Here is a 12,962-nt window from a genome sequence, read left to right on the forward strand (position 1 = left end):
TGAAGGTATCTGATAATGAGATGGTATGATTATATCTATTTTTATATAGATTTTTATACTAACTGAGGTGGCAACGCGATAATTCGCCCTCTACAGAAATGATTTTTCTGTAGAGGGCTTTTTTATTTTTACAAACTTATAAGGGGGCTATTTTATGGATTTTAAAAATTATTTATTAAGAGTTGCATCAGGGGAAAGTCTTAATAAAACTGAAGCTAAAGAAGCAGTGAATTATATGTTTTCTGAGGCTTCTACGGAAGGAGAAATAGGTGGGTTTCTCTTAGCACTAAAAACAAAAGGTGAAAGTTACGAAGAGATAGCAGGAATGGCAGAGGGTATGAGAGAAAATGCATTGAAATTTAAAGAGATGAAAGGATTATTTGACAATTGTGGAACAGGTGGAGACTGTAGTGGTACCTTTAATATTTCAACCACTAATAGTTTTTTATTAGCTGCTGCAGGGGTTAAGGTAGCTAAGCATGGTAATAGATCCATATCATCAAAAAGTGGATCAGCAGATTTGTTAAAATCTCTTGGGGTTAACATTAATTTACCAAAAGAAGGTATTGAAAAGCTACTAGAGGATATAGGAATTGTATTTCTTTTTGCACCGAATATGCAACCTAAATTCAAGAAAATTATGCAAGTTAGAAGAGATTTGAAGATACCAACTATTTTTAATATATTAGGTCCTTTAGCAAATCCATTTATACTAGAATCTCAGTTATTAGGAGTATATAAAAAAGACCTAATAAAACCAATAGCTGAAGCATTAAAATCAATGGGGAGAACAGGAATCGTAGTAAATGGAGAGGACAGATTAGATGAAGGGACATTAACAGGAGAAACCTATCTAGGAATAATATCAAAGGATTCCATTGAATATAGAACAATAACACCTGAAAGCTTAGGATTTAAGAGAATAAGTCTAGAAGATATTAGAGGAGGAGAGCCGGAGTTTAATAGAATAATTTCATTAGATGTATTAAGTGGTAAAAAGGGTCCCTGCAGAGATACAGTGGTTTTTAATGGAGCGTTAGGTCTATTAGCAGCAAATAAAGTATCAAGCATAGAAGAAGGAATTTCACTTTCAGAGGAGCTAATTGATTCTAAGAAAGCATTAACTAAGCTTAATGAACTAATTGAGGGGAGTCAGAAATATGCATAACATCTTAATGGAGATTATATCTAAGAAAAAAGAAGATTTAAAACTGTTAAATAGGGACCAGATTCATGAAAAGGCAGTGAAATTAAAAGATAGGAAAGGAGCTTCATTAAGAGAGTGTTTATTAAAATCAAGCTCAATAGGAGTTATATCAGAAATAAAAAAGGCATCACCATCAAAAGGAAATTTAAATTTAGACTTAAATGTAGAGGAAACAGCTAAGCTTTATGAAGAGAGTGGAGCCTTAGGGGTATCTGTTTTAACTGAAGAAAGATATTTTAAGGGAAGTTATAATGATTTGGAAAAGGCAAGAAAAGTATTAACAGTTCCTATTCTTAATAAAGACTTTTTTGTTGATAAAATTCAAATTGATCTATGCAAAATATATGGGGGAGATGTGATTTTATTAATCCTCAAGGCTTTAACTCAAGAGGAAGCTAAGGAAATGCTTGAGTATGCACACTATATGAATTTAGAAGTTTTAATGGAAGTTCATGATGAAGAAGAATTGTTTAGAGCAAAGGAGCTTAAACCAGATATCATTGGGGTAAATAATAGAAACTTAGAAACTTTTAATGTAGCCTTGGATACTACTATAGGTTTATCAAAGTATATGGAAGAAGGCGAACTTATTATATCCGAAAGTGGAATAAAAACTAGAGAGGATGTGGAGAAACTTAAATCTCATGGAATAAAAGGGATATTAGTAGGGGAAACCTTTGTGACATCAAGGAACTTAAAAGAAACCTTTAAGGAGCTAAAACTATAATGACCAAGATAAAGATTTGTGGAATAAGAGATATAGAAACAGCAAAATTTACTGAAAACTTAGGAATCGATGCATTAGGTTTTATCCTCTGTCCCTCTAAAAGAAGAATTCAAGTTAATGAGTTAAAAGAAATTACTAGAAGTTTAAAATCGGATGTTGATAAAGTTGGGGTTTTTGTAAATCAATCAGAGGATTATATAAAGGAAGCTTATTATGAGGGCAATTTAACTATGGTTCAGCTTCATGGAGAAGAAGATGAAGACTTTATAAAAAGGTTACCTTTCACAGTTATTAAAGCATTTAATGTTGATAGTTTTGAAGAAATAAAAAGAGCATTAATATTTGATGTGCCATACATTCTTTTAGAGGGGAAAGGAAATGAAAGAGGGGGGAATGGAAATAGTTTTCCTTGGGAGCTACTTGGAACCCTTTCTAAAGAAGAAAGAAGTAGAATAATTCTTGCAGGAGGATTAAATGCAGAAAATGTACGAGAAGCTATAAGTTTAGCCAATCCTTATATGGTAGATGCATCTTCAAGTTTAGAAGTAGATGGAGTTAAAAACAAGGATAAAATAGAAGGGTTTATAAATAAAATTAGGGGGCTTAAATATGAAATATAATTTACCAGATGAAAAAGGACATTTTAATATATATGGGGGACGATTTGTAGGAGAAACATTAATAGAACCATTAAGAGAATTAGAAAGATATTATAATGAAGCTATAAGTGATGAAAACTTTAAAAAAGAACTTGATTATTATCTGAAAAATTATGTTGGAAGAGAAACACCTTTATATTTTGCTGAAAGGCTAACTGAATATTGTGGAGGAGCTAAAATTTATTTGAAAAGAGAGGATTTAAATCATACAGGTGCTCATAAAATTAACAATACTTTAGGGCAAGCTCTTTTAGCATTAAGAATGGGGAAAAAGAAAGTAGTTGCTGAAACTGGGGCAGGTCAGCATGGAGTTGCAACAGCAACAATTGCTGCAATGTTTAATCTAAAATGCATTGTTTTTATGGGGGCAGAGGATATAAAAAGACAAGCGTTAAATGTATTTAGAATGAAACTATTAGGTGCAGAAGTTGTAGCGGTTCATAGTGGAAATAAAACTCTAAAGGATGCATGTAATGAGGCTTTAAGATATTGGGCCGAAAATGTAGAAGATACAAATTATATTTTAGGTTCAGCGTTAGGACCTCACCCATATCCAAGAATGGTAAGAGATTTTCAAAGTGTAATAGGTAAAGAGACAAAAGAACAAATATTAAAAGCAGAAGGAAGACTTCCAGATTCAATAATAGCTTGCGTTGGAGGAGGAAGTAATTCAATAGGGATGTTTTATCCATTTATTGAAGATAAAGAGGTTGAACTTATAGGAGTTGAGGCTGGAGGATTGGGAATCGAAACGGGTGAGCATGCAGCGACAATTGCAAAAGGGGAAAAAGGTATACTTCATGGAGCACTTATGTATCTTCTACAAGATAAGGATGGGCAGGTAATAGAGCCATATTCTATTTCAGCAGGATTAGATTATCCAGGAGTTGGCCCTGAACATTGTTATTTAAATGATATAAAGAGAGCAAAATACTACCCAATTAATGATGATGAAGCACTTGAAAGTTTTGAATTGCTTTCAAAGCTTGAAGGAATAATTCCAGCATTAGAGTCTGCTCATGCAGTAGCATATGCCTTAAAGAAAGCAAAAGAAATGAATAAAGAGGAAATTCTAGTTGTTTGTCTATCTGGAAGAGGAGATAAAGATGTTGAGAGAGTAAGCGAGCTTTTTGGGGGTGAAGGTAATGAGTAATTTAGGAGAACTTTTAAAAGAAAAGATTAATAATGGTGAAAAAGCATTTATTCCTTATATAATGATTGGAGAAGAGAGTTTGGATAGAAGCTATGACGATATCTTGTTTTTTGAGAAAGCAGGAGCAACTCTAATTGAATTGGGGATTCCATTTTCAGATCCGACTTCAGATGGAAAGGTAATTCAGGAAAGTGGTATAAAAGCATTAAAGAATGGGGTTAATGTTGAAAAAGTATTTGAGTTAATTAAAAAAGTAAGAGAAGTATCAGATATTCCTTTAGTCATAATGAGTTATATTAACCCAATATTTAAATATGGGCTAGAAGAATTTTTTAAAACCTCAAAGGAAGTAAACCTTCAAGGAGTTATTTTGCCGGATGTACCTATAGAGGAAAAGGCATTTATAGAAGAATATATAGATAAATATGAGATAGCGTATATACCTTTATATTCTCCAACAACTCCCAAATCAAGGGTTAAAGATTTGTGCTTAAATGGAGAAGGATTTTTATATGTAGTAACCTCTCTTGGGGTAACAGGAGAAAAAGATATAGATAAAAAAGCATTAGAGGAAGAGTTTAACTTGATTAGAAAAGAAGCTACATTACCGTTGATGGCTGGTTTTGGAATAAGTAGTAAAGAAGATGTAAAAGAGATTATTAAATATGCTGATGGAGTTATAGTAGGAACAAAAGTTATAAAATTACTAAGGGAAAATGATTATAATACTTTAGAAGATCTTATAAAGGCGTCAAAATTATGATAGAAAGTGTTAAAAAGAGATATATAACTCCTAAAAATATTGAAATTACTACCTATAAAGAAGAATTAGAATTTAAAGATTTAGGCTTTTTAGAAGAAAAGATTAATACTAATAAAGGAGCATTATTTTCATCTAACTACGAATATCCTAATAGATATTCAAGATGGGAAGCTGCAGTAGTCGACCCATATTTAGAGATAAGAGCTTCTGGATTGAAGGGAGAAATTACAGCTCTTAATTCAGGTGGAAAAGAATTATTAAAGATTGTATATGATGTAATTTCTAATATAAATGGAATATCTTTAATTAAAGAAGATACAAAAATTTTATTTAATATTGAAAAAGATAATAAGGTATATAAAGAAGAAGAACGAAGCAAAAAAAGAAGTATATTTACTCTTATTAGAAGTTTAATGAATTCATTTAAAACTACTGATCCATGGATTGGTTTATATGGGGCCTTTGGATATGATTTAGTATTTCAATTTGAAGATGATATAGAATTAGTTAAATCAAGAGATGATTCGGAAGATTTAGTATTATATCTTCCTCAGAAAATTTATATAAAAGATAATAAATTAACTAAGACATATTTTATTAATTATGATTTTTCATATGAAGGAATTTCAACTAAAAATAAAGTGGGGACAGTTACTAACAAATTTAAGTTAAATAAATTATTAAATGAAGAATATATAAAAGAAGGAGATTATGAAAAGATAGTTACTCTAGCAAAGGAAAGCTTTAGAAGAGGGGATTTATTTGAGGTAGTGCCATCCTATTCAATGGTTAGAGAAACTAAGTTATCTCCCAAAAAGATATATCATAATCTGAAGAATATAAATCCAAGCCCCTATAATTTCTTTATTAATTTGGGCGGAGAATACTTAATAGGATCTTCTCCGGAGATGTTTGTTAGGGTTGAGGATAATAAGATTGAAACTTGTCCAATAAGTGGAACAATAAAAAGAGGGGCTAATCCAATAGAAGATAGTGAACAAATTAAAAAGTTAATTAATTCTTTAAAAGATGAGGAAGAATTAACTATGTGTACTGATGTTGATAGAAATGATAAAAGCAGAGTATGCAAAGAAGGAACAGTAAAAGTCTTAAGTAGAAGAACAATAGAGATGTACTCGCATCTAATTCATACAGTGGATCATGTAGAAGGAATTTTAAATGAAGGATATGATTCTTTAGATGCTTTTTTGACTCATATGTGGGCTGTAACCTTAACAGGAGCTCCAAAGAAAAGAGCAATTGAATGGATAGAGAGGGTCGAAAAAGATAGACGAAATTGGTATGGTGGCGCAGTAGGGTTTATTAAATTCAATGGAGATTTAAATACAGGAATTACTTTAAGAACCTTAAGATATATAGATAATAAGGTTGAAATTAGGGTTGGGGCTACCTTATTAAATAATTCCATAGAAAGGGATGAAGAGCTAGAAACCAAAGTTAAAGCTCTCGCAATGCTTAAAAGTTTAGAATTTCAAGAAGATAAAAATTCGCAAGAAATGTTAAACGTCCCCTTTAAAGATAAGAAAGCACTAATTATTGATCACGAGGATTCTTTTGTCCATACTCTAGGGAATTATATTAAAACCTTAGGCTTTAATGTAACTACATTTAGAGGAGAAGAAGCAAGAAGGAGTTTAAGAGACAATGATTATGATGTTGTTATTTTATCACCTGGACCGGGGACACCAAAGGAATTTAAGCTTAGTGAGAGTATAAAACTGGCGTTAGAAAAGGGAATACCAATACTAGGGGTATGCTTAGGTCTTCAAGGAATTGTTGAGTATTTTGGAGGAACTCTAGATTATGTTGAAAAACCGAGACATGGAAAGAAGATGAAGGTAATAAAGCATAAAGAGGCACCATGGCCGTCAATAAAGAAAGAATTCAAGGTTGGATTATATCATTCTATATATGGAAAGACAATTGGAAATGAGCTTATTAATATATGCGAAGATGAAGAAGGCATACTTATGGGAGTTGTGCATAAATCCCATAAGATATTAGCAGTTCAATTCCATCCTGAAAGTATACTTACAATTGAAGAGAGTAATGGAATTAATTTGCTAAGGGACAGTTTTACATTTCTTTTAGAATAATAGGTTAAAAAAGATAGCAAAATAAGCTATAGGGTTTTTTATAGGAAACTTAATTTATTCTTGTTTGATATTAGGCAGGAATAAGTTATTAGTTTAACTTAAAACCCTATATCTTTTTATTTTAAGATATATTTTCATATTTTAAAAATTATTAATTAAATAAAGTGATATAGTTTATATATAATTTTAAAGACATAAATTTTTACGGGGGATGGCCTATTATGGTTAAAGAGAAAAGAAAAACTAGGAAAAATAATCACATATCAAGTTTAGGAAAAGTACTTATGTTAATTCATGTACTATTTTCATTGTGTAATGCACTTTCTAATACATTTGTAAATGTTTACCTATTTAGACTAACTTCTGATTTAAAGTACCTTGGAATATATAATATAATCGTCTATTTTTTTGTTCCAGTAGCATTTATATTATCAGGATATATAGCAAGAAAGAAAGGAACGACCTATTGTTTCAGATTGGGAATAGTATTTTATATAATATTTTACTTAAGCGTGCTTATATTAAAGGAAAAGGTTAAGGAGTTTTTACCTTTAGTGGGGGTATTTAGCGGGCTAGCAATGGGCTTTTACTATTATGGTTATAATAAATTAGTATTTGATGTTACAGATGATAAAAATAGAGGTTATTATCTTGGAATATCAGGTTCAATAATATCAATTACAGCTGCACTAGCTCCTATGTTATCAGGTTTTGTAATTGTTAATTTTATAGGTATGCTAGGTTATTACATAATCTTCGGAATAAGTTTTGTACTATTTGTACTTGCGATTATATTGAGTAGTAAACTTAAAAATGAAAAATTATCAGGAACATTTAATTTTAAAGAGACACTTCTAAATAGTGGATATAAACCTTGGGATAAGATAATGAGAGCGAACTTTTTGATGGGACTAAAAGATGGGGCTATGGCGTATCTTTTAAATATATTAGTCTATCTAATATTCGGAAATGAACTTGCTATGGGAAAATATACAACAATAGTTTCGATTTTAGGAATAATAAGTTCATATATAGTAGGGAAATTGTATAAAAGAGACAAAGCTTCAAAGTGGTTGTTTTCTGCAGCAATATCAATTTTTATTTCCACTATTTTGCTAGTTATACTTAATAATAGGACAGGGATAGTTATAAATGGAATAGTATCCTCAATCTTCACAATATTTTGGAATGTGCCATTTAATGAAATTATGTATCATGTGGCCCATAAGGCAAGCGAGAAAAAAGATAATTTAGGTGATTTGTTAATAGTCAGAGAAATACCTATAGCAGCGGGAAGAATACTGGGCTTTATATTATATATTTCAGTAAGTTTATTATTTGTTGGAGATACTCCAATAAAAATAATACTACCACTATTAGCATCCATTGGTGTTATAAATTTTATATATTTAAGAACTGTAATAAAAGAAAAATAATTAATTATAAGGGAGACCTTCTACATTAGCTTGTAGAAGGTCTCTTTTGCGATGAAAATTAAATAGGAAAGTTGCAAAGACGAAAATTTTTGTAAAATTATATAAAAACATACGGAAAACTATTGATTTTTATAGCAGAGTAGTATAAACTTTCGTATTGGGAAGAACTTTCCCGAGAAAAATGTTAAAAATGTTCACTTATATAAATCTGGGAATAAGGTCCGGATGTATCTACCGAGCTACCGTAAATAGTTTGAGCTATAAGTGCTGATCTTTTATTACACGACTTTAATAATGGAGGGTGATATTATGTATGATGTAATAATTGTTGGGGCTGGTCCAGCAGGAATATTCACAGCATTAGAACTAGTTAAACAAGGAGCAGATAAGAAGATTCTGATTCTTGAAAAAGGTAAGAGCGTAGAGAAAAGACATTGTCCAAAGGATAAGACAAAAACTTGCGTATCATGTAAACCATATTGTCATATAACTACAGGTTTTTCAGGGGCAGGAGCATTCTCAGATGGAAAACTTTCGCTAAGTTATGAAGTTGGTGGAGATCTTCCGAACTTAATTGGAGGTGCAAAAGCACAAGAATTTATAGATTATACAGATGGTATATATTTAGAATTTGGTGCTGATAGCAAAATAGAAGGAATAGATAATCCGGAAGAAGTTAAGAAAATTCGTAGAAAAGCAATTGAAGCTGGATTAAAATTAGTTGATTGTCCAATTAGACATTTAGGAACAGAAAAAGCACAAGAAATATACTTTAAAATAGAAAGATACCTTATTGAAAATGGTGTTGAGATTAAATTTGACACTTTAGTAAAAGATTTAATTATAGAGGAAAACAAAATAAAAGGTGTGATTTTTACAGATGCTCTTAAAAAGACTTCAACTGATGAAGTATATGGAGAAAATATAATAGTTGCAGCTGGAAGAAAAGGAGCAGACTGGTTAAGTGATATGTGCGTAAAGCATAATATTTCACATAGAGCCGGTACAGTAGACATAGGAGTTAGAGTTGAAATAAGAAATGAAGTAATGGAAGATGTCAATAAGGTTCTCTATGAATCAAAACTTATTGGATATCCAGGACCATTTAATGATAAGGTGAGAACCTTCTGTCAAAACCCAGGTGGGTTTGTAAGTCAGGAAAATTATGATAACAATTTGGCTATAGTAAATGGACATTCTTATAAGGATAAAAAATCTCAAAATACAAATTTAGCTATATTAAGCTCACATAATTTTAGTGAACCGTTTGATGAACCAATAGAATATGGTAAAAAAGTAGCTGAACTTGTTAATATGCTTGGAAATGGAAAAATATTGGTTCAAAGATATGGGGATATAATAGAAGGAAAAAGAACTTGGCAACATGAATTAGATAGAACTAATGTAATGTACACATTACCAGATGCAGTTGCAGGAGATTTAACTGCTGCAATGCCTTATAGATCAATGACCAATATATTAAACTTCATACAAGCTATGAATACAGTAGTTCCAGGTTTTGCTTCAAGTGAAACTCTTTTATATGGACCTGAAATTAAATTCTATAGCAATAAAATAAATATAGATCAAAACTTTGAAAGTAACATAAAAGGTCTATACTGCTTAGGAGATTCAAGTGGATGGACAAGAGGTCTAATGATGGCTTCATTAATGGGAGTTATCATGGCTAGAAATATTTTATAGAAAAAACAAGCTTATAAAAATTCAATTGAGAATTTCCCAATAAAAATAACTCCAGAATACATAGTGTGTTCTGGAGTTATTTATTTAATTAATTATTAGTTATTTATTTCAGATAATTGTTCTTGTATTTCTTCTCTTGTAAAATCATTTGCTTCTAAGATCTCATCATCTAAAGCTAATAGGTAACTATAAAAATCTATTAATTCCGAAGTATAGTGAGAATTATTTTCTGCTAATTCATAAATGGCATCTTCAGCTTTTACATATTCATTTAAATCCTTATAATAGGTAAAAAGTTTATGCTGCAATTCATCAGGAAGTTCGTATTCTCTTAAAGCATCCATAATTTTAATAAATTCGCCCTTGAATTGACTATCTTTAACATCAAAATCTCTATCTAAAGACAATTCAAATATTTCGTAGCTTTTATTTATTTTCGCATAATTCTCTTCTTTAATACCTTCAATAAATAATAAAGTACTTACTATCAATACTCTAGAAAAATCTTTAATTCTTTCATTAGTAAGTAAATTAATTAATTCTTGAGATGGTAAAGACTTTAATAAGTCATAGTTAAACCCAGTATATTGCTTGTAAATTTCTATGATATTATTTCTAAAATCCTCTAAATCCATGTCCTCTATGTTTGGAACTTTCATCAAAAAATCAGCTACAATTTTATCACTTAAGTCATTTTTGATCATTAAATAAACCTCTCTTAACACTAAATTTAATATATATTATTATATCATGTTGTTAAAAAGATAAAAATAAATTATTATGTTAATATAATTAATAATTATTATCCGAAAGGGAGGGATAAATATGAAGATAATTTCTTGGAATGTTAATGGATTGAGAGCAATATTAAAAAAAGAGTTTTTGCCTTGGTTTAAAGAGGCTTCACCAGATATTTTATGTATTCAAGAAACAAAATTGCAGGAAGCAACATTAGAAGAGGAAGCTAAAAATATTGAGGGATATTATTCGTACTTTTCTTTTGCAGAAAAAAAAGGGTATAGCGGAGTTGCAACCTATACAAAAAGGAAACCTAATAACGTATATCATGGCATAGGAATAGAGAAGTTTGATAGTGAAGGAAGAATACTAATAACAGAATTTGATGAATTTACCCTGCTAAATATATATTTCCCTAATGGGCAGATGAATGAAGAGAGGCTAAATTATAAAATGGAATTTTACGATGCCATTTTGGATTATTGCAATGACTTGGTTAAAGGTGGGAAGAAATTAGTTATATGCGGTGATTATAATACAGCGCATACTGAAATGGACATAAAAAATGCCAAAGCAAATGAAAAAACTTCAGGTTTCTTACCGATGGAGAGAGAATGGTTGGATAAATTCATTTCAAATGGTTATACAGATACATTTAGATATATTAATCCTGAAGAGGTTAAGTATTCATGGTGGAGTTATAGATTTAAAGCACGTGAAAGGAATACGGGTTGGAGAATAGACTATCATTTTATTACAGATAGCTTAAAACCAAATTTAAAAAATGCAGAGATATTAAACGAAGTATTTGGTTCTGACCATTGTCCTATTACAATTGAACTTAGCTTTTAATTCGTGTTTATATATTTAGGATAAAGATGGTATGAGTGTGAAATGCCTAATTTTTAATAATGAAATGTTTTATGATTATGTTTTCATTTGATAAATTATTAAAAAACACCTAACATATAAGTAAAAACTTTATTTTTATAAAAGCTATTGATTTTTAAACTCTAACAGTGTAACATACAGATATAAGATGGTTAATACGAACATTCGTATTAATATGATGGTTATTATTCATTTCGTATATGTTTGATAATATGGATCAAACGTTTCTACCAGGAGGCCGTAAACTACCTGACTACGAATGTATAGTTTTTTGCGTACAAAAAAACTATACGTTCCTGGGCAGGCCTTGCTCAGGATTTTTTTGTTTTAATGAGAAATTTTAACAAAAGAAAACAAAACAAAACAATAGTAAAAACAAAAAAATTAAATTTCGGGGGGAAATGTAATGAAAAAATTCCTAAAGGTAATTTTAAGTGCAGCTGTTGCAGCATCTGTAGTATTAACTGGATGTAGCAGCACTGGAAGTGAAAAGAAGGAAGCGAAGAAACTAACTGTTGGATTTTTATATGTAGGACCAATAGGTGACGGTGGATTCACTTACGCTCAAGATCAAGGTAGACTTTATCTTGAAAAGGAAACAGGAGTAAAAACACTTTACAAAGAATCTGTTAAAGAAGATAAGGCAGAAGTAGAAAAAGCTATTGATGATATGGTAGATCAAGGTGCTAATGTAATTATTGGAACAAGCTTTGGTTTCCAAGATGGTATGGTTTCATCAGCTAAGAAATATTCAGATGTAACTTTCTTACACTGTTCAGGATATGAAACTGCTGCAAACTTAGGTCAATATTTTGGTAAGATTCATGAAATGATGTACTTAAATGGCGTTGTAGCAGGTTTAAAAACTAAATCAAACACTTTAGGATTTGTTGGAGCATTCCCAATACCAGAGGTTATAAGAAACATAGATGCATTTACACTAGGTGCTCAATCAGTTAATAAGAACGTTAAAGTAAAAGTTTCATGGACTAATACATGGTACGATCCAGCTAAAGAAAAACAAGCAGCTGAAGGATTAATAGATCAAGGCGCTGATGTTATAGCTCAGCACCAAGATACAGCTGGTCCACAACAAGCAGCTGAAGCTAAAGGCGTTTACTCAGTTGGATACAATACAGATATGAGTAAGACAGCTCCAAAAGCTAACATGACATCAGCAGTTTGGAACTGGGGCCCATACTTTGTTAAAACTATAAAAGCTATTCAAGATGGTACTTGGAAATCAGAAAAGTACTGGGGTGGATACGAAGATGGAATAGTATCACTTGCACCACTTACTTCAGTAGCACCAGAAGGAGCTAAAGATGCAGTAGCAAAAGCTGAAGATAAGATTAAGAGTGGAAAGAATGTAATATTCCAAGGTCCAATTAAAGACCAAAGTGGAAATGTTAAGGTTGCAGAAGGAAAAACATTAACAGATGATGAAATCTGGAATATAGATTGGTTTGTTCAAGGGGTAGAAGGAACAATTCCAAGCTCTAAGTAATATAGGGTTAAATTCAAAAATAAAGAACTGAAGAAGTTATTTCTTCAGTTCTAGTTTTAT

At 30.8% G+C, this 12,962-nt stretch carries 11 protein-coding genes, 2 riboswitches and 1 other annotated feature (1 of these 14 running past the window's edge); of the genes, 10 read left to right on the plus strand and 1 reads right to left on the minus strand.

Annotation, left to right across the window (positions count from 1 at the left end):
* Nucleotides 1-94, plus strand: a binding site (T-box leader); it begins 156 nt to the left of the window's first position.
* Nucleotides 95-154: 60 nt separating this feature from the next.
* The 8 genes from trpD to JK634_RS13790 all read left to right on the plus strand — a co-directional run bounded on the left by trpD (nt 155) and on the right by JK634_RS13790 (nt 9,766).
* Nucleotides 155-1,168 (plus strand): anthranilate phosphoribosyltransferase, encoded by a 1,014-nt coding sequence (gene trpD / locus JK634_RS13755; RefSeq protein WP_202768250.1) that lies wholly within the window; start codon nt 155-157, stop codon nt 1,166-1,168.
* Entirely contained in the window at nt 1,161-1,934 is a 774-nt protein-coding gene (trpC, locus tag JK634_RS13760; protein ID WP_202768251.1) for an indole-3-glycerol phosphate synthase TrpC, read from the plus strand. The genes trpD and trpC overlap by 8 nt, the downstream gene beginning before the upstream one ends.
* The gene (locus JK634_RS13765; RefSeq protein WP_202768252.1) at nt 1,934-2,554 is read left to right on the plus strand and encodes a phosphoribosylanthranilate isomerase; all 621 of its coding nucleotides are present in this window, start codon (nt 1,934-1,936) and stop codon (nt 2,552-2,554) included. Before trpC ends, JK634_RS13765 begins: the two co-directional genes overlap by 1 nt.
* Entirely contained in the window at nt 2,544-3,746 is a 1,203-nt protein-coding gene (gene trpB, locus JK634_RS13770) for a tryptophan synthase subunit beta (RefSeq protein ID WP_202768253.1), read from the plus strand. Before JK634_RS13765 ends, trpB begins: the two co-directional genes overlap by 11 nt.
* Nucleotides 3,739-4,509, plus strand: coding sequence for a tryptophan synthase subunit alpha (gene trpA / locus JK634_RS13775; RefSeq protein WP_202768254.1), 771 nt, complete (start codon nt 3,739-3,741; stop codon nt 4,507-4,509). Before trpB ends, trpA begins: the two co-directional genes overlap by 8 nt.
* Nucleotides 4,506-6,626, plus strand: a complete 2,121-nt coding sequence (locus tag JK634_RS13780; RefSeq protein ID WP_202768255.1) for an anthranilate synthase component I — start codon at nt 4,506-4,508, stop codon at nt 6,624-6,626. Before trpA ends, JK634_RS13780 begins: the two co-directional genes overlap by 4 nt.
* 221 nt (nt 6,627-6,847) lie before the next feature.
* Nucleotides 6,848-8,062, plus strand: coding sequence for an MFS transporter (locus tag JK634_RS13785; RefSeq protein WP_202768256.1), 1,215 nt, complete (start codon nt 6,848-6,850; stop codon nt 8,060-8,062).
* A gap of 178 nt (nt 8,063-8,240) precedes the next feature.
* Nucleotides 8,241-8,343: riboswitch (purine riboswitch) on the plus strand.
* A gap of 25 nt (nt 8,344-8,368) precedes the next feature.
* On the plus strand, nt 8,369-9,766 hold the full coding sequence (locus JK634_RS13790) for an FAD-dependent protein (RefSeq protein ID WP_202768754.1): 1,398 nt from the start codon (nt 8,369-8,371) through the stop codon (nt 9,764-9,766).
* A gap of 95 nt (nt 9,767-9,861) precedes the next feature.
* On the opposite strand, the gene JK634_RS13795 is transcribed toward JK634_RS13790, so the two are convergent.
* Nucleotides 9,862-10,470: a DUF6483 family protein gene (locus tag JK634_RS13795; protein ID WP_202768257.1), complete on the minus strand. Its 609-nt coding sequence runs from the start codon at nt 10,468-10,470 to the stop codon at nt 9,862-9,864.
* 121 nt (nt 10,471-10,591) lie between these two features.
* On the opposite strand from JK634_RS13795, the gene JK634_RS13800 reads away from it, so the two are divergent.
* Both JK634_RS13800 and JK634_RS13805 read left to right on the plus strand, forming a co-directional pair.
* Nucleotides 10,592-11,356, plus strand: a complete 765-nt coding sequence (locus JK634_RS13800; protein WP_202768258.1) for an exodeoxyribonuclease III — start codon at nt 10,592-10,594, stop codon at nt 11,354-11,356.
* Nucleotides 11,357-11,569: 213 nt separating this feature from the next.
* Nucleotides 11,570-11,671, plus strand: a riboswitch (purine riboswitch).
* A gap of 130 nt (nt 11,672-11,801) precedes the next feature.
* On the plus strand, nt 11,802-12,902 hold the full coding sequence (locus tag JK634_RS13805) for a BMP family ABC transporter substrate-binding protein (RefSeq protein WP_202768259.1): 1,101 nt from the start codon (nt 11,802-11,804) through the stop codon (nt 12,900-12,902).
* Nucleotides 12,903-12,962 lie beyond the last annotated feature (60 nt).

The sequence above is a fragment of the Clostridium paridis genome (genome assembly GCF_016765615.1).
GTDB classification, from domain to species: domain Bacteria; phylum Bacillota; class Clostridia; order Clostridiales; family Clostridiaceae; genus Clostridium_T; species Clostridium_T paridis.